Annotated in this window: 22 protein-coding genes and 1 riboswitch; of the genes, 12 read left to right on the top strand and 10 right to left on the bottom strand. The window is 73.5% G+C overall.

The features are described 5' to 3' along the window. Positions 1 to 41 precede the first annotated feature (41 nt). Complete coding sequence (locus tag ACIBR0_RS09045; protein WP_396713709.1) at positions 42 to 1,166, top strand: carbohydrate ABC transporter permease; 1,125 nt, start codon at positions 42 to 44, stop codon at positions 1,164 to 1,166. Continuing rightward, on the top strand, positions 1,163 to 2,056 hold the full coding sequence (locus ACIBR0_RS09040) for a carbohydrate ABC transporter permease (protein WP_357032169.1): 894 nt from the start codon (positions 1,163 to 1,165) through the stop codon (positions 2,054 to 2,056). The genes ACIBR0_RS09045 and ACIBR0_RS09040 overlap by 4 nt, the downstream gene beginning before the upstream one ends. A gap of 44 nt (positions 2,057 to 2,100) precedes the next feature. Here ACIBR0_RS09040 and ACIBR0_RS09035 read toward each other — a convergent pair whose 3' ends face one another. The 4 genes from ACIBR0_RS09035 to ACIBR0_RS09020 form a co-directional block, all read right to left on the bottom strand. Then, entirely contained in the window at positions 2,101 to 2,481 is a 381-nt protein-coding gene (locus ACIBR0_RS09035) for a VOC family protein (protein ID WP_396713707.1), read from the bottom strand. A 40-nt stretch (positions 2,482 to 2,521) separates the two neighbouring features. Next, a complete protein-coding gene (locus ACIBR0_RS09030; RefSeq protein WP_396713705.1) occupies positions 2,522 to 4,126 on the bottom strand; it encodes an MFS transporter in 1,605 nt (534 codons plus the stop codon). A gap of 65 nt (positions 4,127 to 4,191) precedes the next feature. Further along, positions 4,192 to 5,190, bottom strand: a complete 999-nt coding sequence (locus ACIBR0_RS09025; protein ID WP_396713703.1) for a sigma-70 family RNA polymerase sigma factor — start codon at positions 5,188 to 5,190, stop codon at positions 4,192 to 4,194. 45 nt (positions 5,191 to 5,235) lie between these two features. After that, positions 5,236 to 5,853, bottom strand: a complete 618-nt coding sequence (locus ACIBR0_RS09020; RefSeq protein ID WP_396713701.1) for a GNAT family N-acetyltransferase — start codon at positions 5,851 to 5,853, stop codon at positions 5,236 to 5,238. Positions 5,854 to 5,888: 35 nt separating this feature from the next. On the opposite strand from ACIBR0_RS09020, the gene ACIBR0_RS09015 reads away from it, so the two are divergent. Next, a complete protein-coding gene (locus tag ACIBR0_RS09015; RefSeq protein ID WP_396713699.1) occupies positions 5,889 to 7,166 on the top strand; it encodes a glycosyltransferase family 87 protein in 1,278 nt (425 codons plus the stop codon). Here ACIBR0_RS09015 and ACIBR0_RS09010 read toward each other — a convergent pair. After that, a complete protein-coding gene (locus ACIBR0_RS09010) occupies positions 7,065 to 7,616 on the bottom strand; it encodes a GNAT family N-acetyltransferase (RefSeq protein ID WP_396713697.1) in 552 nt (183 codons plus the stop codon). The two genes, ACIBR0_RS09015 and ACIBR0_RS09010, sit on opposite strands and share 102 nt — an antisense overlap. Before the next feature lie 78 nt (positions 7,617 to 7,694). On the opposite strand from ACIBR0_RS09010, the gene ACIBR0_RS09005 reads away from it, so the two are divergent. From ACIBR0_RS09005 to ACIBR0_RS08980, 6 genes are all read left to right on the top strand, one after another. After that, on the top strand, positions 7,695 to 8,924 hold the full coding sequence (locus ACIBR0_RS09005; protein WP_396713695.1) for a winged helix-turn-helix domain-containing protein: 1,230 nt from the start codon (positions 7,695 to 7,697) through the stop codon (positions 8,922 to 8,924). Next, the gene (locus ACIBR0_RS09000) at positions 8,921 to 9,499 is read left to right on the top strand and encodes a DUF2752 domain-containing protein (RefSeq protein WP_396713693.1); all 579 of its coding nucleotides are present in this window, start codon (positions 8,921 to 8,923) and stop codon (positions 9,497 to 9,499) included. Before ACIBR0_RS09005 ends, ACIBR0_RS09000 begins: the two co-directional genes overlap by 4 nt. A gap of 96 nt (positions 9,500 to 9,595) precedes the next feature. After that, the gene (gene thyX / locus ACIBR0_RS08995) at positions 9,596 to 10,339 is read left to right on the top strand and encodes an FAD-dependent thymidylate synthase (RefSeq protein ID WP_396713829.1); all 744 of its coding nucleotides are present in this window, start codon (positions 9,596 to 9,598) and stop codon (positions 10,337 to 10,339) included. Between the two features lie 46 nt (positions 10,340 to 10,385). After that, the gene (dapA, locus tag ACIBR0_RS08990) at positions 10,386 to 11,309 is read left to right on the top strand and encodes a 4-hydroxy-tetrahydrodipicolinate synthase (RefSeq protein ID WP_396713691.1); all 924 of its coding nucleotides are present in this window, start codon (positions 10,386 to 10,388) and stop codon (positions 11,307 to 11,309) included. Positions 11,310 to 11,364: 55 nt separating this feature from the next. Continuing rightward, positions 11,365 to 13,053: a ribonuclease J gene (locus ACIBR0_RS08985; protein ID WP_357036219.1), complete on the top strand. Its 1,689-nt coding sequence runs from the start codon at positions 11,365 to 11,367 to the stop codon at positions 13,051 to 13,053. Between the two features lie 143 nt (positions 13,054 to 13,196). Then, on the top strand, positions 13,197 to 14,378 hold the full coding sequence (locus ACIBR0_RS08980) for a S1 family peptidase (protein ID WP_396713689.1): 1,182 nt from the start codon (positions 13,197 to 13,199) through the stop codon (positions 14,376 to 14,378). A gap of 53 nt (positions 14,379 to 14,431) precedes the next feature. Here the strand turns inward: ACIBR0_RS08980 and ACIBR0_RS08975 are convergent, their stop codons facing one another. The 3 genes from ACIBR0_RS08975 to ACIBR0_RS08965 form a co-directional block, all read right to left on the bottom strand. Beyond that, complete coding sequence (locus tag ACIBR0_RS08975) at positions 14,432 to 15,262, bottom strand: isocitrate lyase/phosphoenolpyruvate mutase family protein (RefSeq protein ID WP_396713687.1); 831 nt, start codon at positions 15,260 to 15,262, stop codon at positions 14,432 to 14,434. A 63-nt stretch (positions 15,263 to 15,325) separates the two neighbouring features. Then, entirely contained in the window at positions 15,326 to 17,038 is a 1,713-nt protein-coding gene (locus tag ACIBR0_RS08970) for a YbjN domain-containing protein (RefSeq protein WP_396713685.1), read from the bottom strand. Continuing rightward, positions 17,035 to 17,514 carry a YbjN domain-containing protein gene (locus ACIBR0_RS08965; RefSeq protein ID WP_396713683.1) on the bottom strand — a complete coding sequence of 160 codons (480 nt, stop codon included), beginning with the start codon at positions 17,512 to 17,514 and terminating at the stop codon, positions 17,035 to 17,037. The genes ACIBR0_RS08970 and ACIBR0_RS08965 overlap by 4 nt, the downstream gene beginning before the upstream one ends. A gap of 113 nt (positions 17,515 to 17,627) precedes the next feature. On the opposite strand from ACIBR0_RS08965, the gene ACIBR0_RS08960 reads away from it, so the two are divergent. Then, a complete protein-coding gene (locus ACIBR0_RS08960; protein ID WP_396713681.1) occupies positions 17,628 to 20,081 on the top strand; it encodes a DNA translocase FtsK in 2,454 nt (817 codons plus the stop codon). 111 nt (positions 20,082 to 20,192) lie between these two features. Here the strand turns inward: ACIBR0_RS08960 and ACIBR0_RS08955 are convergent, their stop codons facing one another. Together ACIBR0_RS08955 and ACIBR0_RS08950 are read right to left on the bottom strand one after the other, a co-directional pair. After that, complete coding sequence (locus ACIBR0_RS08955) at positions 20,193 to 20,435, bottom strand: hypothetical protein (protein ID WP_357039237.1); 243 nt, start codon at positions 20,433 to 20,435, stop codon at positions 20,193 to 20,195. A gap of 187 nt (positions 20,436 to 20,622) precedes the next feature. Continuing rightward, the gene (locus tag ACIBR0_RS08950; protein ID WP_357039239.1) at positions 20,623 to 20,937 is read right to left on the bottom strand and encodes an SMR family transporter; all 315 of its coding nucleotides are present in this window, start codon (positions 20,935 to 20,937) and stop codon (positions 20,623 to 20,625) included. A gap of 55 nt (positions 20,938 to 20,992) precedes the next feature. Then, positions 20,993 to 21,053, bottom strand: a riboswitch (guanidine-III (ykkC-III) riboswitch). 91 nt (positions 21,054 to 21,144) lie between these two features. Here ACIBR0_RS08950 and ACIBR0_RS08945 point away from each other — a divergent pair. Next, the gene (locus ACIBR0_RS08945; protein ID WP_396713678.1) at positions 21,145 to 22,068 is read left to right on the top strand and encodes an ornithine cyclodeaminase family protein; all 924 of its coding nucleotides are present in this window, start codon (positions 21,145 to 21,147) and stop codon (positions 22,066 to 22,068) included. A 101-nt stretch (positions 22,069 to 22,169) separates the two neighbouring features. Then, a complete protein-coding gene (gene rimO / locus ACIBR0_RS08940; RefSeq protein WP_396713676.1) occupies positions 22,170 to 23,666 on the top strand; it encodes a 30S ribosomal protein S12 methylthiotransferase RimO in 1,497 nt (498 codons plus the stop codon). Positions 23,667 to 23,728: the final 62 nt, after the last annotated feature.

The raw sequence follows: 23,728 nt of genomic DNA, 5'->3' as shown, positions 1-23,728 counted from the left end.
GGTGCGGCCCCTCCGGCCACCTCGTCGAGGGAGGAGGGGAGATGGCAACCGAAGCACTGGCGGCACCCGCGACCGCGACCGCCCGTCCACCACGCCGCTCGGGACGCGGCGTCCGGAGCAACGAGAACCTCGCCGGCTGGCTGTTCGTCGCGCCGGTCATCGTCATCCTGGGCCTGTTCCTGCTGCTGCCGATCCTGATGGCGCTCTGGGTGAGCCTCACGGACTGGAACGGCCAGGGCAGCCCGTTCACCGGAGGCGTGCCGTTCGTCGGCACCGACAACTACACCCGGCTGTTCACCGAGGACGGGCTGGCCCGCCGCGACTTCATGACCAGCATCCGCAACAACATCTACTACGTGGCGCTCGTCGTGCCGACCCAGACGGTGCTCGCCCTGGGGCTCGCGCTGGTGGTGAACAACCGGATGCTGAAGGGGAAGAGCTTCTTCCGGACCGCCTTCTACTTCCCCTCGGTGACCAGCTCCGTCGCGATCAGTGTGGTGTTCCTGTTCCTGTTCGCGAACTCCGGTGCGGTCAACGCCCTGCTCGACTTCTTCGGGATCACCGGGCCGCAGTGGTTCGCCGACTCCCGGGGTGTACTGCACCTCCTGCTCGGTCTCGTCGGCGTCGACTCCGCGCCGGCGGTGCTCGCCGACGGCGGGCCCTTCGGGCTGAGCTGGTGGGAGTGGCTGTCCGGGCCCAGCGTGGCGATGATGTCGATCATCACTCTGGTCGTCTGGACCACGTCCGGCACCTTCATGCTGATGTACCTCGCCGCCCTGCAGAACGTGCCCGTGGCCCTGGACGAGGCCAGCACCCTCGACGGCGCGACCCGCTGGCAGCGGTTCCGGCACGTGACCCTGCCGCTGATCAAGCCGACCACCTTCCTGGTGGTCACCCTCGGCCTGATCGGCTCCTGGCAGGTCTTCGACCAGGTGTACGTGATGAGCCAGGGCGAGCCGGCGAAGACCACGCTCACCCCGGCGTACCTGTCCTACCGGACCGCGTTCCGGGACTTCGACTACGGCTCCGGAGCGGCGATCTCGTTCGTCCTCTTCCTCATCATCATCGTGTTCACCCTCGTGCAGCGTCGGGTGATGGCCGACCGCGACGTCGAGCCACGGCGTGGACGCCGGTGGCGCCAGCGCGTACCGGAGGGAGGATCATGACCGCACTGACCGACCGGCCGCCGGTCGCGGTGGCGCCCGCCCGCCGCGACGGCCGCCGCGCCCGCGCCCTGGTCAGCCGCGTCCTCGGGTACGCCACCCTGGTCATCTTCGGGTTGATCTTCCTCTATCCCTTCGTGATCCAGATCGGCAACTCGTTCAAGACCGAGCCCGACGCGGCGGCCAATCCGCTGTCGCCGATCCCGGACCCGTTGACGCTGGCCGGCTTCGAGCGGATCTTCGCCGGGACCAACTTCCCGCTCTGGCTGGGCAACTCGCTGCTGGTGACCGTGCTGATCACGCTGGGCCGGGTGTTCTTCGACTCCCTCGCCGGGTACGCGCTGGCACGGCTGCGCTTCCGGGGACGCGGCGGTCTCTTCGCCGCGGTCATCGCCGTGATGGCGGTGCCCGGCGTCGTGCTTCTGATCCCGAAGTTCCTGGTCCTCAACCAGCTCGGCATGTACAACAGCTACTCCGGCCTGGTGGTGCCCCTGCTCGCCGACGCCGCGGGCGTGTTCATCATGAAGCAGTTCTTCGAGTCGATCCCGGTCAGCGTGGAGGAGGCCGCCCGGATCGACGGGGCGAGCATCTTCCGCACCTTCTGGTCGGTGGTCCTGCCGATGGCGAAACCGGCGCTGATCACGCTCACCATCCTGTCGTTCCAGGGCTCCTGGAACGAGTTCCCGCACAGCCTGGTCGCGGTGCAGGACCCCGACCTGTTCACCCTGCCCCGTGGTCTCGCCGACCTGGTCAGCGGCTCCCTCGGCAAGGGAACCCAGTATCCGCTCAAGCTCGGCGCGGCGCTGCTCGCCACGATCCCGGTGGCGATCATCTTCGTGATCTTCCAGCGCTACTTCGTACGCGACTCCTCAGAGGGCGCGGAGAAGGGCTGACGGGTGGCGGTTCCCGGGATGCACCGGGAACCGCCACTCCCGGGTCACTGCTGTTGCAGTACCGACAGGACGTTCCCCGCGGGGTCGGTGAACCAGGCGATCGACGGACCGTTGCCGCGCATGACGCCCTTCTCGTCCTGCGGCATCCCGTCGTACCGGGCGAACCGCACACCGCGCGCGGTCAGCTCGTCCACGGCGGTGTCGATGTCGTCCACCGGGAAGTTCAACACGGTGTACGAGGCCGGAACGTGGTCCTCCTTCGGGTAGACCAGGATGTCCCGGTCCCCGGCGACGTGCAGCGTCAACATGCCGCCCATCGCGTCGTCCTTCGACACGCGCAGCCCGAGCGTGTCGGCGTAGAAGCGCATGGCGCGGTCGGTGTCGTCCACCGAGAAGCCACTGAACGCCCTCGTGTCCCTGAACATCGTCGTCTCCTCGTCGTTGTCGTTCGCGGCGGCCGGTGGCTCACCGGCCGGTCGTGCTTTCCGTCGTCTCTGGCACGGCGGGGCCGGACGCCCCGTCCCCGACGGGCACGGCGTCGTGGCCGGGCGTCGCGTATGGCGGCACCGACCGGAAGACCACCACGGCCACGACGGCCAGCCCCAGCAGCAGGACCGCGCCGGCCGTCGCGGTCACCTCCAACCCGCTCGTGTACGCGGCGCGGGCCGCGGCCAGCAGCTCGGCACCCAGCCCGGCCGGCAGGTCCCCGGCCACCGTCGTCGCCGCGGCCAGCCCGTCACGGGCACCCTCGGCCGCCTCGGCGGTCACGCCGGCCGGCAGCGTCCGACCCAGCTCGTCCCGGTAGACGGCGGCGGCGAGACTGCCCAGGGTGGCCACGCCCAGCGCGATGCCCAGCTCCCCACTGGTCTCCGACATCGACGCCGCCGAACCGGCCCGCTCCGGTGGGGCGGACCCCACGATCAGGTCGGTGACCAGCGCCGACGGCAGGGCGATGCCGACCGAGGCGACGACGAAGGCGACCAGCACCAGCAGCAGTGGACCGCCGGAGTCGACGCCGGTGAGCAGGAGGAAACCGGCCGCCGTCACGACCTGCCCGACGGCCATCACGTGACCCGGCCGGATTCGCCGGGCCAGCAGCGGGGCGAGGGTGGTGGCCGCGATCATCGCCAGGGCCTGCGGCACCAGCACCAGACCGGCGCGCAACGGGGAGAGCCCTCCGACCAGTTGCAGCCACTGGCTGAGCAGCAGGAACGTGCCGCCCATCAGCAGACCGTTGAGCAGGAACAGCACCAGCGCCGCGGTGAACGTCCGGCGGGCGAAGAGTCGGACGTCGATCAGCGGGTCGGCGAGGCGACGCTGCCGCCGGACGAAGAGCGCCCCCGACGCGACGCCCGCCACGATCGCGAGCACGGGCAGCCCGCGCCAGCCGTGCCGCGCCAGCTCCTTCAGGCCGTACACCACCGGCAGGATCGTGACCAGGGACAACGCGACGCTGACCAGGTCCGGCCGGCCCGGGCTGGACGCCCGGTGCTCGGGCAGCAGCGCCGGCGCGGTCACCAGCAGCAGCACCATCACCGGGACACCGAGCAGGAACGCCGACCCCCACCAGAAGTGCTCCAGCAGCACCCCGCCGATCACCGGACCGACCGCCATGCCGCCCATGAAGCAGGACATCCACACCCCGACCGCCACCGCCCGTTGGGCCGGGACCCGGAACATCGTGCTGATCAGCGCCAGCGTGGACGGCATCAGGGTCGCCCCGGCTACACCGAGCAGCGCCCGCGCGGCGATCAGCAGCTCCGGGTTCGGCGCGTACGCGGCCACCACCGACACCACGGCGAACGCGGTGGCGCCGATCAGCAGCAGGCGTCGCCGCCCCACCCGGTCGCCGAGGGTGCCCATGGTGACCAGGAACCCGGCGATCAGGAAGCCGTAGGCGTCGGTGATCCACAGTTGCTCGGTGCTGTCCGCGCCCAGGTCGGTGCTCAGGCTGGGCAGCGCGAGGTAGAGCACGCTCAGGTCGAGCGCCAGGAGGAGCGTGGGCAGGGCCAGCACCGCCAGCCCGATCCACTCCCGTCGCCCCGCGCCGGCCGTCGTCGTCTCCGTCATGTCTTCCCTCTCCTGGCGTGTCGAGGGGTGGACGACGCCGGGGGGCGGAACTCATCGGCCGGGGGTCAGGGCAACCGGTCGGGCAGCCCGAAGTGGGGGAAGAGCCCGGTGTCCAGGAAGGTGGTCAGGCGGGTGATCCGCCCCGCGGCGGTCTCGACGAGCTGGATCGAGAACGGGCGGTGCCCGCCGGCCGGGTCGACCCGGTAGTGGCCGAAGGCGGTGTCGCCGTTGGCCGCGACCGGCACCAGGCGAGACCCCCGGCACTCCGCGCCCGGACCGCGCATCCAGGTGGCGATGTCCGCCGGCCCGCGCAGCCAGAGCCGAAAGGGCGGCATGCTCTGCACGGCGTCCTCCCGCAGGAGGGCGACCAGGGCGTCGACGTCGTAGCGCTGGAAGACCTCGACGTACCGGTCGAGCAGCGCCCGGTGCTCGCGGTCGAGCGCGGGGGCGGTCGGCCCGTCGCCGCTGCCGGCCATCGTGGTGCGGGCGCGTTGCAGCGCGCTGTTGACCGCCGCGACCGACCCGTCGAGCAGCTCCGCCACCTCGTCGGCCCGCCACCGCAGGACGTCGCGCAGGATCAGCACGGCACGCTGCCGGGGCGGCAGGTGCTGGAGCGCGGCGACGAACGCCAGCCGCACCGACTCCCGGGCCACGGCGACCTCCGCCGGGTCGTCCTGGCCGGGCAGCACCGCCGCGTCGGGTGCGGGCTCCAGCCACCCCCGCTCGGGCGAGCCCAGCGAGGACGCGACGGGTGGGGACGCCGGACCGAGGTCCATCGGCAGCGCCCGCCGCCCGCGCCCACGCAGCAGGTCCAGGCAGACGTTGGTGGCGATGCGGTAGAGCCAGGTGCGCACGCTCGACCGGCCGGTGAAGCCGTCCCGCCCGCGCCAGGCGCGCAGCAGGGTCTCCTGCACCGCGTCCTCCGCGTCGAAGATCGAACCCAGCATGCGGTAGCAGTAGCCGGTGAGCTCGACGCGGTGCCCCTCCAGCGCGGCGGGGCCTGTGCCGCCGCGGGGGTCGTGGCCGGTGGGACCCGCCGTGCCGGTTGCCGTCGTCACGGTCATGGATCCACCGTAGGCGAGGCCCCCGACACTTCCCGGGAATCCGGGTCAGGCCGGCTCGACGGGTTCGGCCGGAACTGCGGAGTCCGGCGGGGCGACGGGCTCGGTGGGAACGGCGACGTGCAGTCGCACCTGGGGGACCAGCATGTCGTCCACGTCCAGCGCGCGGCCCGCGCCGTCCGGTTCCCAACCGGTGCTGGTGAGGAACTTCCGGGTCGCCGCGTCGCCGTCGAAGGCCCACGCCACCGCCTGCGCGAAACCGTCCTCACGCCACAGGTCGACGCTGGCGGCGAGGAGCCGGCTGCCGTGGCCGCGCCGGCCCCAGCGCGGCTCGACCAGCAGGTCGGTCACCGCCACCACGTCCGGTCCGAGCGCCTCGGCCGGCTCACCGGGAGCGAGCGCCTCCGCGTCGGCCGGGCCGGAGGCCGCGAACCCCACCAGATACGATTGCTCGGCCTGTTCGACGGCGACCAGCACCCGGTGGGTGCCGGAGGGCGGCTCCTGCACCGCGGCACTCCACCGCCGGGCGAGCCACGCCTCGTCCAGGTTGTCGAGCACGTGCCGGGGCAGGATCCGGCGGTACGCGACCCGCCAGGTCGCGAGCTGGATGCGTGCGATCTCGCCGGCGTCTTCCGGACGCGCCGGGCGGACGTACCCGAGAGCCATGGCACGGAAGCCTACGCAGGGCGAGGGAGGCGACGGTGATGCAGGGTGCCGCACGGACGGCCGGGCAGGTCGCCAGCGTGGTCGGTCTCGCGGTCGCGGTCGCGCTCTTCCTGTCCGTGGCGGCGGTGCGGCACGGCTTCTTCGACATGCAGGTCTACTACGGCGCGCTGACCTGGTGGGTGCACGACGGCGGCGAGATCTACGACTACCTGCGCCCGTTCACCCAGTACGGCTTCACCTACCCGCCCTTCGCGGCCCTGGCCATGCTGCCGATGGCGTACCTGCCGTGGACGGCGGCGATCGCGGTGAGCGTGAGCGCGACCGTGGTGGTCACCGCCCTGGTGTTCCACTGGATGATCGACCCGATCTCGCGCCGGGCCGGCTGGACCCGCTGGTACGCCCTCGCCGTGGCGCTCTGCCTCGCCGCCGCGTACGAGCCGATGCGCGAGACGGTGAACTTCGGCCAGGTCAACATGCTGCTGCTGTTCCTGGTGGCGGTCGACCTGTTGCGGCTGCTCCCGCGCGGCAGCCGGTGGGCCGGGGTGGGCATCGGCCTGGCCACCGCGATCAAGCTGACCCCCGGCATCTTCATCGTCTACCTCCTGGTCACCCGCCGGTGGCGGGCCGCGTTCACCGCGATGGGTGCCGCGACCGGTGCCACCCTGCTGGCCGCCGCCCTCTTCCCGGACGCGTCCCGCGAGTTCTGGACCGAGGCGCTGTGGAACACCAGCCGGGTGGGTGAGCTGGCCTTCGTCTCCAACCAGTCATTGCAGGGGGTGGTGGCCCGGCTCAACCCCCAGGAGCCCAGCACGCTGGTCTGGCTCGTGCTGGTGGTGGCCACCCTCGCCCTGTGGGTGTGGCGGTCCCGGCGGGCCGCCGCGGCCGGTGACGAGGCGGCCGGGCTGGCGCTGACCGGTGCGGTGATGTGCCTGGTCAGCCCCGTGACCTGGGTGCACCACCTGGTCTGGCTGCTGCCCGCGCTGATCCTGCTGGTGGACAACGCGACGGCGGCGCCCGCCGGCGGACGCCGCCGCCGGGCCCTGCTGGCCGCCGCGGTCGTCGCGTACGCGCTCCTGATCAGCCGGATCGTCTGGGCCTGGGAGAAGGACTTCACCGGGTTGGACGGGTTCCTCGGCAGCAACACCTACGTGTGGATCAGCCTCGCCGTGCTGGCGTTCCTGCCGCTGCGCCACGACTCGACGACCGCGGGGTCAGCGCGCGATCCGTCCGGTGTACCGCAGCTCGGCGAGGTCGACCGGGGGACGCCCGCCGGAGAGCGGCACGGGGTAGGTCGACCGGACGCCGTCCGCTGACAGGCCGGCCCGCTCGTAGAAGCGGCGGGCCCGTCCGTTGTCCGCCAGCACCCACAGCCGGTACTCGTGCAGGCCCCGGCCGGCCAGCCCGTCCTCGGCGACGGCGAGCAGCGTGCGCGCCGTGCCGTCGCCCCAGTGCGCCGGCTCGACGTACATCGCGACCACCTCGCCGTACGTCGGGTCGAGGTCGCTCCGGTCCTGGTTGTTGCGGTACGGCCCGAACGTCGTGAAGCCGACGACGGTGCCGTGGTGCTCGACGAGCAGCGTGGTGAACGGGTGCTCCGGGTCGGCGGTACCGAGGTCGCGGCGGCGCTGCGCCCAGGCGACCACGTTGAGCCGGCGCAGCACCTCGTCGGGCATGATCCCCGCGTAGCCGGCCTGCCAGCCGTGGATGTGCACCCGCGCGACCGCCTCCGCGTCCTCGGGCTCCTCGCGGCGGATCGTGAGCATGTGTCTGTTCTATGCCTCGTCGGGGGATCGGTCCAGTTGCCGCTCCGGTGTCGTACGCCTGAAATAGGGTGCCGGGCGATGGCCGTACCGGAATCGCTCTCGCTCGCCCAGGCCCGGCGGATCGCGCTGGCCGCCCAGGGCTTCACCGACCCGCCGCCCGGCGGCGTGCCCACCCGCCGGCACCTCCGCCGGGTGCTCGACCGGGTCGGGTTGATCCAGATGGACTCGGTCAACGTGCTGCAACGCGCGCACTACCTGCCGCTGTACAGCCGGCTGGGTCCCTACCCGACCGGCCTGCTGGACACCGCGGCCTACCGGCGGCCCCGCGAGCTCTTCGAGTACTGGGGGCACGAGGCGTCGCTGGTGCCGGTCGACCTGCACGCGGCGCTGCGCTGGCGGATGGCCAGGGCCCACGACGAGGCCTGGGGCAACATGCGGCGGATCGCCCGGGAGCAGCCCGGCCTGGTCGCCTGGGTCCGCGACGAGGTGGCCGCCCGGGGCCCGCTGACCGCCGCCGAGATCGAGCACGACGCCCCACGGGAAACCGGCCACTGGGGCTGGAACTGGTCGGCGGTCAAGCAGGCCCTGGAGTTCCTGTTCTGGGCCGGCGAGGTGAGCGCCGCCGAGCGCACCAGCTCCTTCGCCCGCCGCTACGACCTGCCCGAGCGGGTGCTGCCCGCCGCGGTGCTGGACGCGCCGACGCCGAGCGACGCCGAGGCGTACCGCACGCTGGTCGCCGTGGCCGCCCGCTCGCTCGGGGTGGCGGCGGAGCCCGAGCTGCGGGACTATTTCCGGCTGCCGGTGGCCGGGGCGCGGGCGGCGATCGCCGAGCTGGCCGAGGCCGGGGAGCTGCTGCCGGTCACCGTGCAGGGCTGGCGGCAACCGGCCTGGCTGCACGCCGGTGCGCGGCTGCCCCGGTGGGTGCGGGCCGCCACCCTGGTCAGCCCCTTCGACCCGCTGGTCTGGGAGCGGGCGCGCACCGAGCGGCTCTTCGGCTTCAGCTACCGGATCGAGATCTACGTGCCCGCGCCGCAGCGCGTGTACGGCTACTACGTGCTGCCGTTCCTCCAGGGGGAGCGGTTCACCGCGCGGGTGGACCTCAAGGCCGACCGCCGGGCGGGTGTGCTGCTCGTACCGGCGGCCTGGGTCGAGCCCGGCGTCGACCCCGGCGAGACCGCCGTGGCGCTCGCCGCCGAGCTGCACCGGCTCGCCGGCTGGCTCGGCCTGGACGCCGTGGCACCGCCCGCCGCCGGCGACCTGGCCGCGCCGCTGGCCGCCGCCCTGGCTGGTGTCTCCGGTGTACGGTGAGCGGTGTGACGCGCGTTGACCGACCGGCCCTCCAGCCGCCCTCGTCCGCCGACGCGGCCGACCCCGGTGCTCCGGCCGGTTGGCCGGCGGGCCCGGTGCCGACGGCCTACCAGTATCCGGCGCCCGAGCAGGACCGGCTGACCCGCTTCGTGGTCCGGCTCTACGACCGGGCACCCCGCTGGGCGGTGCCCCTGGCCGCCGTCGGCTGCGTCGGTCTCGGCATCGCGTACACGCTGGTCAGCGATCCGACCCGGTCCGCGCCGGACGCCGCACCGACCTGCCTGCTCAAGCTGACCACGGGGCTGGACTGCCCGGGCTGCGGCGGCACCCGCGCGTTGTGGTACCTGCTGCACGCCGACCTGCCGGCTGCCGCACGGCACCACTTCCTGTTCGTCTTCACCGCGCCGTTCCTGGCCTACCTGTTCGTGGCATGGGCCGGAAAGCAGGCCTTCGGCTGGCGCCTTCCCGAGCTGCGGCTCAGCCCGAAGGTGCTCGGCGGTTTCCTGGCCGTGTGGTTCGCCTTCTCGGTGCTGCGCAACCTGCCCTGGGCCCCGTTCACCTCGCTCTACGTCTGACGTCTCGTCGCGTCGGGCCCGTGATGGACGTTGCAGCCGGCGAGCCTGGCTTGGGTCGCGCGGGTGCCCGCCACTACAGTCCGAGGCATGCCGGACATGGTGCAGCCCCAGGTGAAGCTCGTCGCGTGGACCCAGTTCGAGGCGCCGGACGACGTGCCGTGGTCGACCGACGCCGAGGGCGGCCAGGCCCTCGCCGAGTTCGCCGGCCGGGCCTGCTACCAGAGCTGGAAGAAGCCGAACCCGGCCACCGCCACCAACGCCGGCTACCTCGCGCACATCCTGGAGGTCGGCCACCTCAGCGTGCTGGAGCACGGCTCGGTGAGCTTCTACTTCACCGGGGTGTCCCGGTCGTTCACCCACGAGCTGATCCGGCACCGGCACTTCTCGTACTCGCAGCTGTCCCAGCGGTACGTGCCCGAGCGGGACGCCGCCATGGTCGAGCCGACCGTGATCGCCGAGGACCCGGAGCTGCACAAGAAGTTCGTCGAGGCCGCCGAGGCCAGCGTGCGGGCGTACACCGAGCTGCTGGAGGGCCTGGAGCAGCGCTTCGCCGACGAGCCCAATCCGACGCTGCGCCGTAAGCAGGCGCGGCAGGCGGCGCGCGCCGTGCTCCCCAACGCCACTGAGACCCGGATCGTGGTCACCGGCAACTACCGCGCCTGGCGGCACTTCATCGCCATGCGCGCCACCGAGCACGCCGACGTGGAGATCCGCGAGCTGGCCGTGGAGTGCCTGCGCCAGCTCAAGCGGGTCGCGCCGAACGTCTTCGCCGACTTCGTGGTCTCGACCCTGCCGGACGGCACCGAGGTGGCGGCGAGCCCGCACGCCGAGCAGTCCTGAGCCCTTCCCCGCCAGGGGGCCGCTGGTCGTCCGCTAGGTTGGTGGCATGACGCACGACCACCCTGACACTCCCGCCCGGGCGGTGTCCCGCCCCTTCGGGCGGCTGCTGACGGCAATGGTGACCCCGTTCACCGCCGACGGCTCGCTCGACCTCGACGGCGCCGCGCGGCTGGCGACGTACCTGGTCGACGAGCAGGGCAACGACGCGCTGGTGGTCAACGGCACCACCGGCGAGTCGCCGACCACCACCGACGCGGAGAAGGAGCGCCTGATCCGGGCCGTCGTGGAGGCCGTGGGCGACCGGGCGCAGGTGGTGGCCGGGGTGGGCACCAACGACACCCGGCACACCATCGAGCTGGCCGCCGGGGCGGAGAAGGCCGGCGCGCACGGGCTGCTCGTGGTGACGCCGTACTACAACAAGCCGCCGCAGAGCGGCCTGCTGCGCCACTTCACCGCCGTCGCCGACGCCAGCGGCCTGCCGATGATGCTCTACGACATCCCGCACCGCGCGGGTGTGCCGATCGACACCGAGACGCTGGTCCGGCTGGCCGGGCACGAGCGGATCGTGGCGGTGAAGGACGCCAAGGGCGACCTGACCGCCACCAGTTGGGTGACCAGCCGCACCGACCTCGCCTTCTACAGCGGCGAGGACTCGCTGACCCTGCCGGCGCTGGCCGTCGGTTCGGTGGGCGTGGTCGGCACGTCGACCCACTTCACCGGCGCGCTCACGAAGCGGATGATCGAGGCGTACGACGCGGGGGACACCGCGACCGCGCTCAGCCTGCACCGGCGGCTGCTGCCCCTGTTCACCGGGATCTTCCGGACGCAGGGCGTGATCCTGGTGAAGGCGGGCCTGGCGGCCCGCGGGCTGCCGGCCGGTCCGGTGCGCCCGCCGATGGTGGACGCCACCGACGACGAAATGACCCAGCTCCGCGCCGACTGCGCGGCAGCGGGTCTGGAACTGCCCTGATGATGGAACGACACGACGGACGCCGGGTAACGGCGTCGCAGAATGAGGTGGACGCGTGACCGAGGCGCACATCGAGGCGGACATGCCCCCGCCGCTGCCGGAGGGTGGGCTGCGGATCATCCCGCTCGGAGGGCTCGGCGCCATCGGTCGGAACATGACCGTCTTCGAGTACGACGGCAAGCTGCTCATCGTCGACTGCGGGGTGCTCTTCCCGGACGTCGAGCAGCCCGGCGTCGACCTGATCCTGCCGGACTTCGCCCCGATCCTGGACCGGCTCGGCGACGTCCAGGCGATCGTGCTCACCCACGGTCACGAGGACCACATCGGCGCGGTGCCGTACCTGCTCGCCCACAAGCCGGACATTCCGCTGGTCGGCTCGCAGTTCACCCTGGCCCTGGTCGAGGCGAAGCTCGCCGAGCGGCGGATCCAGCCGTACACGCTGACCGTGCGGGAGGGGGGTCGGGAGCGGCTCGGGCCGTTCGAGTGCGAGTTCTTCGCGGTCAACCACTCGATCCCGGACGCCCTGGCGGTGGCCATCCGTACGCCGGCCGGCCTGGTGCTGCACACCGGCGACTTCAAGATGGACCAGCTCCCGCTGGACGGGCGGATCACCGACCTGGCCGGGTTCGCCCGGCTCGGCGCCGAGGGCGTGGACCTGCTGCTGTCGGACTCCACCAACGCGGAGATCCCCGGCTTCGTCACCCCGGAGCGGGAGATCGGGCCCGTGCTCGACTCGATCTTCGCGAAGGCCAAGGGGCGGATCATCGTCGCCTCGTTCGCCTCGCACGTGCACCGGGTGCAGCAGGTCTTCGACTCCGCGGCCGAGCACGGCCGCAAGGTGGCCCTGATCGGCCGGTCGATGGTCCGCAACATGGGCATCGCGCGGGACCTGGGCCTGCTCAACATCCCGGCCGGGCTGGTCATCGGCATCGAGGAGGCCACCAACCTCCCGCCCGAGCAGATCGTGCTGATGTCCACCGGCTCGCAGGGTGAGCCGATGAGCGCCCTCGGCCGGATGGCCAGCGGGGACCACCGGCACATCACCATCGCGCCGGGCGACACCGTGGTGCTGGCGTCCTCGCTGGTGCCGGGGAACGAGACCTCCGTCTACCGGGTGATCAACCGGTTGGCCCGGGCCGGCGCGGTCGTCGTGCACAAGGACGTCGCCAAGGTCCACGTGTCCGGGCACGCCCCGGCCGGCGAGCTGCTCTACCTGCTCAACGTGGTCCGCCCGAGCAACCTCATGCCGGTGCACGGCGAGTGGCGGCACCTGCGGGCGCACGCCCGGCTCGGCATCGAGTCCGGTGTCGCGCCGGACCGGGTGGTGCTCTGCGAGGACGGCGACGTGGTCGACCTCGTCGAGGGCCGGGCCAGCCTGGTCGGCCACGTGAAGAGCCGGTACGTCTACGTGGACGGCCTCGCCGTCGGTGACGTGAGCGAGTCGCTGCTCACCGAGCGGCGGATCCTCGGCGACGGTGGCTTCATCGCCACCACCGTGGTGGTGGACTCGGTCACCGGCAAGGTGGTGGGCGGTCCGACCCTGTCGGCGAAGGGCTTCTCCGAGGACCCGGAGGCGTTCAGCCCGGTGATCCCGCTGGTCACCGAGGCGCTGAACCGGGCCGCCGCGGACGGCATCACCGACCCGCACCAGCTCCAGCAGATCGTCCGGCGCACGGTGGGGCGGTGGGTCAACGACGCGTACCGGCGTCGGCCCATGATCGTCCCGACCGTCGTGGAGGTCTGACCTCCGCTCGTCCACCGGCCCGCCTCTCCTCGGGAGGCGGGCCGGTGTCGTGCGATCGTCGAGGGTCGATTCAACCTTCCGGGCGTCGTGTCCGTACTCCCGACCGGCAGGCGTGACCGCGCCGGCCGGGAGGAGCGTGGCGGATGGACCGCAGACGGATGACAGCCATCGGCGTGATGGTCGTGACGGTGGGAGCCGCGGCGGCGGTGACCCTGCCGTCGTTCGCCGGTGAGGGCACGACCCCGCCGGGCGGGTCGGCGCAGCCGGCGCCCGGGGGCGTCGCGCCGGAGGTGGTCGACGCGATGCGCCGCGACCTCTCGCTCAGCGGCGGGCAGGCGGCGGCGCGGCTGAAGACCGAGCGGTGGGCGACCGGGGTGGTCGCCGACCTGCGGACGGAGCTGGGCGCCGACTACGGCGGCAGCTGGCTCGGCGCGGACGGCACGACGCTCAACGTCGCGGTCGCCGACCGGGCCGACGCGGAGCGGGTCCGTGCCGCCGGCGCGGTGCCGAAGGTGGTCCAGCGGGGTGTCGGCCAGCTCGACGCGTGGAAGACCCGACTGGACCGGGCCGGTGCGTCGGCGTCCGACGCGGTGGCCGGTTGGTACGTCGACGTCGCCGACAACTCCCTCGTGGTGCTCGCCCAGCCGGGCGCCCAGGACGCCGCGTGGCGGCTGGTCGACCGGACCGGCGTGCCCCGGCAGGCGGTGCGGGTGGACGCCACGGCGGAGTCGCCGCGGCTGCTGTTCGACGTCCGGGGCGGTGACCCGTTCACGATCGACGGCTCGGGCCGCTGCTCGGTCGGCTTCTCGGTGGTCGGCGGTTTCGTCACCGCCGGTCACTGCGGCCAGGAGGGTTCCCGGACGGCCGGGGCTAACGGCGTCGGCCAGGGTGTCTTCCGCGCCTCCTCGTTCCCCGGCGACGACTGGGCGTTCGTCGAGACCAACAACGCCTGGACGCCGCAGCCGGTGGTGAACGACTTCAACGGCGGGACGGTGCCGGTGGCCGGCGGGCAGGAGGTGCCGGTGGGCGCCTCGATCTGCCGTTCCGGCTCCACCACCGGCGCCCGCTGCGGGACCGTGCAGGCCCGCAACGCGACGGTGCGCTACCCCGAGGGAACCGTCACCGGCCTGGTCAGGACCAACGTCTGCGCGGAGCCCGGCGACTCCGGCGGCTCGTGGATCTCCGGGGACCAGGCGCAGGGCGTCACCTCCGGCGGCTCCGGGGACTGCACCCGGGGCGGTGTCACCTTCTTCCAGCCGCTCGCCGAGATCCTGGAGGTCAACGGCCTCACCCTGGTCACCACCGGTAACCAGGGCACGCCGTAGCCGCGTCGGACGCTGGCGGGTCCCGCAGGACCGGGCCCGCCGGCGTCCGCGGCTCAGGCCGACAGCGCGTTCAGCTCACCGTAGGGCAGGGGATCCGACAGCGCGTCGTACGAGCCCCGTGTGAGGGCCTCCGTCGCGGCTCGCCGCACCAGGCCGTACGCGGCCTCGGCCAGGTTCGCGCCGAGGCTGACCCGGGCCACTCCCAGCTCGGCCAGGACGCCGACCGGGGGTGAACCGGGGCCGGCGAGCACGTTGACCGGCGCGTCGATGCCGGCCACCAGCGCACCGATGGTCGCCGGGTCCGCGACACCCGGCACGAAGATCCCGTCCGCGCCCGCGGCCCGGTACGCCGCAGCCCGGCGCAGCGTCTGGGCCAGCCGGTCCTCTGCGGCGCCGACCGCGCGCAGGTAGATGTCGACGCGGGCGTTGACGAACAGCCGAACCCCGGCCGCGTCCGCCGCCGCCCGGGCCGCCCGCAGCCGCGCGCACTGGTCGTCGACGGTCCGCAGGGGATCCGCCCCGTCCGGACGGGCGTCCTCGATGTTGACGCCGACCGCCCCGGCGGCGAGCACCCCGGCCACCGTCTCGGCGACGCCGGCCGGATCGGCCCCGAACCCGCTCTCGATGTCGGCGGTGACCGGGACGGTGACCGCGGCGGCGATCCGGGCCACGGCCGCCACCGCCGACTCCCGGTCCAGCACGTCGCCGTCGGGCCGGCCCAGGCTCCACGCGACCCCGGCACTGGTGGTGGCGACCGCCGCCGCACCGCAGGCGGCGACGATCCGGGCGGTGGCCACGTCCCACGCGTTGGGGAGCACGAGCGGGGAGCCGGGGCGGTGCAGGTCGTGGAGGAGCAGGGCACGGTCGCGGGTGGAGGTTGTCATGCGGGTAGTCCACCAGCCGGTCGGGCGGCCGGTCGAGCGACTTCCGGACCTCACCGCCGTGGGTCAGGGCAGGGCGGCCACCGCGTCGGCGTACGCGACCCCGGTCCGGACCGCCGCGTCGATCAGCACGGTGAGCTGCGCCGGGGCCACCCCGTGCCCCAGGTCGGTGCTGACGTCGCCGGCCAGCACCAGCTGAGCCCCCAGGTCGTGCACGTACGCCTTCGGCAGCAGCCGGTCGTGGTTCCACGCGTTGCAGAAGGCGTACGCCTCGGTCAGCCGGACGGTCGGGAGCCGGCGGCTCGCGACGCACCGCGCCTGGAGGACCTCGCCATGCTCCCCGGCGGTACGGAACTGGATCAGCGCCGCACCCCACCGGCCGACCACGGTGCCCGCCGCGTCCACCGCGTAGTGGTCCCCGCGCCGGTCCAGTGCGGCGGTGATCAGCCCGAGGGTGAGCGGTGCCAGGTCGTCGTCCGCCGGTGCGTCGTCCGGCCCGTCGTGGGCGTGCTCCACGTCGGCCGGGTCCTCCTCCGGTGGCAGCGGGACCGGCGCGGCGAGGGCCCGCTCGGTGAGCCAGGCGGCGATCCGCCCGGACTGGTGGCCGGTGCCGTTGCGGGCGTCGAAGCTGCCGGCCAGCCCGGTGGCCAGGTCCAGCAGTGTCGCGCCCAGCGTGGCGACGTCGACCTCGGCGGCCGGCCGGTCCCCGTACGCCGGACGGGGCACCCGACGCCCGCCGAGTCCCACCTCGCCGGCCACCGCGCAGACCAGCGCCCCGGCGGCGGCGAACTCCATCGCGGCCAGGTCGTCGGTCGGCCCGTCCAGCCGGGGCAACTGCTCGGCGAGGATGTCCAGGCCCCGCCCGGGGTGCCCGGCCAGCGCGCACCACCGCAGGTGCGCGGCGAGAGCGCCGAAGGCGGACGGCTCCCGCCGGTGCCGCCGGTACGCCCGCACGTGCGCCGCGGCGGCCCGTTCCGGCTCACCCGCGCGCAGCCATGGCAGCAGAGCGGCGGCGAGGGCGCGTTCCGGCTGGTCGGTGCAGTCCGCCCGGCCGTCGAGCACCTTGTGCAGCTCGTCCAGCGCGGCCCGCCAGTCGCCCCACCCGGCGAGCAGGTCCGCCCGACGCACCGGGGCGCAGCCGGGGCAGCCGCCGGCCGGGCCCGGTTCGGCTGCCGCCCAGTGGGCGTACCACCGCCGGGCGGCCGGCTCGTCGCCGAGGTGGTCGGCGAACCGGCAGCGCAACTCGGCGACCGCCTCGGCGTGGCCCGTGTCGTCGCCGCCCCCGGCTGCCGGGCCGTCGCCCGCCGCCGGCCCATCCCCGTCGGGCGAACCCGCGCCGGACCGCTCGGCCAGGTCGTCCAGCAGCGCGCGGGCCTGGTCCAGACCCACCCGTGGCGTGCCGAGCAGCGCCTCCACCGCGTACCGCTGGTAGCGCGGGAACAGCCGCCGGTCGGCCTCGGGTAGCAGGTCGGGCCGGCGGTCGAGCGCGGCCCCGCACCGGCGGACCAGCTCGACCAGCCGCCACCGTTCGCCGTGCAGCAGGTACGCCTCGATCAGCGCGAACCGGGCCGCCACGGCCGACCGGTCGTCCCCGGTCGCGTCGGCGTGCGCGGCGATCCGTTCCAGCTCCGCGCTGCGCGCCTCGCCGTCGGGGGAGTCCCGGGCGTCGGTGAGCGCGTCGACCGGGGCGCGGACGTCGTCGCCGGTACGGCGCCGTCCGGGCAGCCGGCCCTGCCATCCGAACGGGTCCAGCCCCCGGCCGGCGAGGTCCCCGCTCACGTCACCACCCCGCCCGGCAGCCCGGCGACCTCGGCGGCGAGCTGACAGCCGGTGACGATGCCACAGTGGAGGAGGCGGTCGAGCTGGTGCGGCGTCACCCCGTGCTCCAGGTCGGTGATGACCTCTCCGCAGACCCGTGCCCGCCCGTCGTCCTCGACGTGCACGAACGCCTTCGGCCACAGGTGGTCGTGGTTCCAGGCGTTGCAGAAGGCGTGCAGCGCGGGGACGTACTCGATTCCGAACGACGGTGCGGCCACCGTGCGGACCTGGAGTAGCTCGCCGGCGGTGCCCGGACGCAGGAACCAGATCAGACTGTCGGCCCAGCGGCCGACCAGGTCGCCGGCCGGGTCGGTCTGCACCGAATACCCCCGGGAGGCCAGCACCGCGGCGACGAGAGCGTCGCTCAGGGGCCGCAACTCGTCCGGGTGCCCGGCCAGGGGGTCGGCCCGACCGTCCCCGGTACCCGGCGACGCCATGGGGGCATCCCTTCTGCGGCGAATATCACGACGGACGGCGGATCCACGCGGCGACGCGCGGACACGACCCGGAAAAGCGGCGATCTGCCGGGTCCCGCCGTTAAGTTGATGCTATGGCGGGCCGTACCTCTCAGGCGAGCCGGCGGCGCGGCGCGTCGCCGCGCGGCACGAACAGTCGTGCCCGCCAGCCGGCGAAGAAGACCCGTGCGTCGGCCCGGCGCCGGACGACCGCCGCCCGGCCGGGGCCGGCGGTCTACGTCGGACGGGCCGTCGGTGCCCTGTGGATGGGCCTGGCGCACGGGGTGGGCTGGGCCGTCCGCGCCGCCGGTCGGCAGGCCGCCTCCGCCCGTGACCTCGACCCCGAGCACCGCCGCGACGGCGCCGGCCTCCTCGTCTTCGGGCTCGCGCTGCTCAGCGCGGCGGGCATCTGGTTCTCCGCCGCCGGGCCGATGGGGGCACGGCTCGCCGACACCGTGCGGCTGTTCCTGGGCGCGATCGCCATCGTGGTGCCGGTCCTGCTGATGATCGGCGCGTGGCGGCTGATGCGGCAGCCGGCCGACCCGGAACACCGGGGACGCGGGCTGGTCGGCTGGGGATCGATGCTGGTGGCCACCGCCGCGATGCTGCACATCGGGCAGGCCCCGGTGGACGACGTCCAGCGCGACTTCGCCGGTGGCCTGGTCGGCGCGGGCGTCGGCAGCCTGCTGGAACGGGCGGTCACCGCCTGGGTGGCGGTGCCGCTGCTGATCCTGCTGCTCGTCTTCGGCCTGCTCGTCGTCACCGCGACGCCGATCAACAAGATTCCCGAGCGGCTCGGCCTGCTGGCCGGTGCCGTGGTCGGCGCCCCGTCCGTCGGCGAGGACGAGACCGACGAGGAACCCGCGAAGCCCGCGCGCCGGAAGCCGGCGAAGCGCGTGCCGCCGCCGCTGGACCCGGACGACTTCGACGACGTGGAGGGCGTGGACCTCCAGGACACCATCGTGCTGCCCCGCAAGGCGCCGGCCAAGGTGCCGGCGAGCCGCCGGCCGGCCGAGCCGCCGGAGCACTCGGCGCCGCCCACCCGCGCCGAGCAGTTGGCCCTGACCGGCCTGGCCGGCGACTACACGCTGCCTCCGGCGAACCTGCTCGGCGGCGGCGCGGCCCCGAAGACCCGGAGCAAGGCCAACGACGAGGTGATCGCCGCGCTGACCGGCGTCTTCGACCAGTTCGACGTGGACGCCGCCGTCACCGGCTTCACCCGGGGACCCACCGTGACCCGGTACGAGGTCGAGCTGGGGCCGGGCGTCAAGGTCGAGCGGATCACCCAGTTGTCCCGCAACATCGCGTACGCGGTGAAGTCTCCCGACGTCCGCATCCTGAGCCCGATCCCGGGCAAGAGCGCGGTCGGCGTGGAGATTCCCAACACCGACCCGGAGAACGTCGCCCTCGGCGACGTCCTGCGGTCCCGGGCGGCGACCAGCGACCACCACCCGATGGTGGTGGCACTGGGCAAGGACATCGAGGGTGGCTACGTGGTGGCCAACCTCGCGAAGATGCCGCACATCCTGATCGCCGGCGCCACCGGAGCCGGGAAATCGAGCTGCCTCAATACCCTGCTGGTGTCGATCCTGACCCGGGCCACGCCGGACGAGGTGCGGCTGCTGCTGATCGACCCGAAGCGGGTCGAGATGACCGGCTACGAGGGCATCCCGCACCTGGTCACCCCGATCGTGACCAACGCCAAGAAGGCCGCCGACTCGCTGGAGTGGGTCGTCCGCGAGATGGACATGCGGTACGACGACCTCGCGGCCAACGGGGTCCGGCACATCGACGACTTCAACCGCAAGGTGCGCAACGGCGAGATCAAGGCCCCGCCGGGCAGCGAGCGGGAGATGCGCCCGTACCCGTACCTGCTGGTGATCGTGGACGAGCTGGCCGACCTGATGATGGTCGCGCCGCGCGACGTGGAGGACTCGGTCGTCCGGATCACCCAGCTCGCCCGGGCCGCCGGCATCCACCTGGTGCTCGCCACCCAGCGGCCCTCGGTCGACGTGGTCACCGGCCTCATCAAGGCCAACGTGCCGTCCCGGCTCGCGTTCGCCACCTCGTCGCTGGCCGACTCGCGGGTCATCCTCGACCAGCCGGGCGCCGAGAAGCTGCTCGGCCGTGGTGACGGCCTCTTCCTGCCGATGGGCGCGTCCAAGCCGGTCCGCATCCAGGGCGCCTGGGTGACGGAGCGCGAGATCGCCGACGTGGTGAAGTTCTGCAAGGACCAGCGGGAGCCGGAGTTCCGTCCGGACGTGCTCGCCCCCGCGCAGGACAACAAGAAGAAGATCGACGAGGACATCGGTGACGACCTGGACCTGCTGGTGCAGGCGGTCGAGCTGGTGGTCACCTCGCAGTTCGGCTCGACGTCGATGCTCCAGCGCAAGCTGCGGGTCGGCTTCGCCAAGGCGGGCCGCCTCATGGACCTCATGGAGACCCGGGGCGTGGTCGGCCCGTCCGAGGGCTCCAAGGCGCGCGACGTGCTGGTGAAGCCGGACGAGCTGGAGGAGGTCCTGGTCGGTCTGCGCGGCGCCGACGACTGACGGGCGCTGCCCGGCACGCCGGTCCTTCCGCTGCCGACACGCCGCGGGCCGCCGACACGCCGCGGGCCCGCCGGTTCACCGGCGGGCCCGTTGGCGTGGAGGCGGCGACGGTCAGTTGAGGATGGCCGCCAGGACCACCAGGTTGATCACGATGGCGACCACGTTGGCGATCGCCGCGTACCAGCCGAGCGGCTTGTCGCCGAGGACCGCGCCGACGATGCCTAGCACCAGGCCGACGAGGCCGAAGATGATCGGGTTGAGCAGCAGCGCGAGGACCGCGAAGACGAAACTCACGATCGTGCAGATGCGGGCGGCGTTGGTACGGGGACGGGCGCTGCTGTGCATGTTGGCCATGACTGCCTCCGGTGGTGAGAGCCTGGGGTGCCACCGGATCTCTACCCACTGTGGCTGTTCGTCACGCCTCACCCACGGCACGCGGCCGTCCGGTCATGATCGCGCTGGATCCACGATGTAGTGGCCTCGGACGCGCCCGGATGCCACTGCATGCGGGATCGAGCGCGATCTCCGCGTGCGGTGCGGCTCAGTGGTAGATCTTGAGGCCGACGACGCCGGCCACCACCAGCAGCAGGCAGACGATGCGGGGGAGACTGGCCGACTCGTTGAGCGCCAGCATGCCGACCAGGGCGGTGCCCACCGCGCCGATGCCGACCCACACGACGTAGCCGGTGCCGACCGGGATCTCGCGCAGCGCGTACGCCAGACCGATCATGCTGAGGATCAGGGTGACCACGAAGACGACCGTCGGCAGCGGCCGGCTGAAGCCGGAGCTGCGGTCCAGGGAGATCGCCCAGGCGGTCTCGAGGAGTCCGGAGATCACGAGCACGATCCAGGCCACGACGGCACCTCGCGGGAGACGGTCCCGGACGCGGGCCGGGACGACGGTTTCTGGTCTCGGGGCGTCTTGTCGTACCGGGTACGCCCACCGCTCGTCCGGGCGGCCGGAGCCGCTGCCGCCGACGCTAGCACCGGGCCCGGTGGGTGGACGGTGATCCCGCCCACCACAGGTTGAGTTGACGTCAACTTCAGGTTGCATGCTTGGCCGATGACCATGCTTGTCACCGACCGGGAGGTCACCGACGTCCTCGACGCCGCCACCACCGTGGCCGCGATGCGGGAGGCGCTGCTCGCCGCGTACGACGGGCGGCTTGTCGCCCCGCCCCGGGCGTCCGCCCCGTTGGACGGCGGGCGGATGGTGCTGACCGCCGGTCACCTCAGCGGCGAGTGGTACGGCTTCCGCTCGTACGACACCTTCGGCCTGCCGGAGTCGGAGCAGCTGGTGGTGCTGCACGACGCGCGGACCGGGGCGGTACGGGCGGTCGCGGTCGGCGAGGAGCTCGGCTCCCGGCGGACCGGGGGACTGGGCGGGGTGGCGGTCGACGCCCTCGCCCGACCCGACGCGACCACCCTCGCCGTGATCGGCTCCGGCCGGCAGGCGTGGACCCAGGTCTGGGCGGCCGCCGCGGTGCGCCCACTGCGACAGATCAGGGTGCAGAGCCGCTCTGCTGCCCGACGGGCGGCGTTCGCCGAGCGGGTCCGCGCCGAGCTGGGCGTACCGGCCGAACCGGTGGGCTCCGCCCGCGAGGCGGTCGCCGGTGCCGACATCGTGGTCCTCGCCACGACCAGCGTCACGCCGGTGCTCGACGCGGCCGACCTGGCCCCGGGCACCCATGTCAACGCCATCGGCTTCAAGCAGACCGACCGCCACGAGTTCGGCACCGACCTGCTGGACCGTGCGGACCTGCTGGTCACCGACTCGCCGGCCCAGGCCGCCGCGTACGCCCCGCCGATGCTCGCCGCCGTCGAGCCGTACGCCGGACGGCTGCGCGACCTGGGCGCGGTCCTCGCCGGGGCGGTCCCGGGGAGGACCGGCGCGGACCAGGTGTCGGTCTTCTGCTCCACGGGCCTGGCCGGTACGGAGGTCTTCCTGCTCGACCGGCTGGTCCGGGTGGGCGCCGCGGCGCTCTGACCGTCGCCACCGGGGCCGGCGCGGGCGGGGGCGGGATGTGAGCCGGCCGATGTCCGCGGCCCGCCGTCGCCGGGGCACGACGGCACGCCCGGTACCCTCGGATGGTGTCTGCCACCTCCCCTGCCTCTGACGGCCGCCGTGTCGCCCTGCTGACCCTGGGCTGTGCCCGCAACGAGGTCGACTCGGAGGAGCTGGCCGCCCGGCTGCACGCCGACGGCTGGCAGGTCACCACCGACGGCGAGGGCGCCGACGTGGTGGTCGTCAACACCTGCGGCTTCGTGGAGAAGGCCAAGCAGGACTCCATCCAGACGCTGCTCGCCGCCGCCGACACCGGGGCGAAGGTCGTGGCGGCCGGGTGCATGGCCGAGCGGTACGGGCGGGAACTGGCCGACAGCCTCCCCGAGGCGCAGGCGGTGCTGAGCTTCGACGACTACCCGGACATCGCGGCCCGGCTGGACGCGGTCGTCGCCGGCGAGGCGATCGCCGCGCACACCCCGCGGGACCGTCGCGAGCTGCTGCCGCTGACCCCGGTCAAGCGCCGGGACGCCGCGGTGTCGCTGCCCGGCCACGGCACCCCCACACGGGCCGCCGTCGAGACCGACGAGCACACGCCAGCCCACCTGCGGCAGGTGCTGCGGCACCGGCTCGACACCGGGCCGGTCGCGTCGCTCAAGCTCGCCAGCGGCTGCGACCGACGCTGTGCGTTCTGCGCCATCCCCGCCTTCCGCGGCGCCTTCGTCTCGCGTACGCCGGACGAGCTGCTCGCCGAGGCCGAGTGGCTCGCCAAGACCGGCGTCCGGGAGCTGGTGCTGGTCAGTGAGAACTCCACCTCGTACGGCAAGGACCTGGGGGACCCCCGGGCCCTGGAGAAGCTGCTGCCGCAGCTCGCCGCCATCGACGGCATCGTCCGGGTGCGCGCGAGTTACCTCCAGCCCGCCGAGACCCGGCCCGGCCTGGTCGAGGTGATCGCCTCCACGCCGGGCGTCGCGCCGTACTTCGACCTGTCGTTCCAGCACTCCAGTGAGCCGGTGCTGCGCCGGATGCGCCGTTTCGGCTCCACCGACCGGTTCCTGGAGCTGCTGGCCAGCGCCCGCGCGCTGGCACCGGAGGCGGGTGCGCGCAGCAACTTCATCGTCGGCTTCCCCGGGGAGACGCGTGCCGACGTGGAGGAACTGGTCCGTTTCCTGACCGAGGCGCGGCTCGACGCGATCGGCATGTTCGACTACAGCGACGAGGACGGCACCGAGGCCGCCGGGCTGACCGGCAAGGTCTCCGCCGCCACCATCAAGCGCCGGTACGACAAGCTCAGCGCGCTCGCCGACGAGCTGTGCTCGCAGCGGGCCGAGGAGCGACTCCGTTCCACGGTCGAGGTGCTGGTCGACTCGGTCGACGACGGGGTGGTCGAGGGGCGGGCGGCCCACCAGGCGCCCGAGGTGGACGGCTCGACGACCCTCGTCGCCCCGGCCGAGGGTGGGGTCGACCTGGCCGCCCTGCGCCCGGGGGACCTGGTCCGTGCCACGGTCACCGCGACCGAAGGGGTGGACCTGGTGGCGGTGCCGGATGAGATGATCTCGGCGGCGCCCGGCGCGGTACGGTGACGGCGGGCCCGGATCGAGCGAGGGAGCCACGTGGTGAGGGGTCAGGTGCGCCACGGCGGCCG

Origin of the sequence: Micromonospora sp. NPDC049497 (assembly GCF_044465805.1) — a bacterium.
Taxonomy (GTDB): domain Bacteria; phylum Actinomycetota; class Actinomycetes; order Mycobacteriales; family Micromonosporaceae; genus Micromonospora.
The sequence above is the reverse complement of the archived record's forward strand: the minus strand, read 5'-3'. Positions and strand labels throughout refer to the sequence as shown.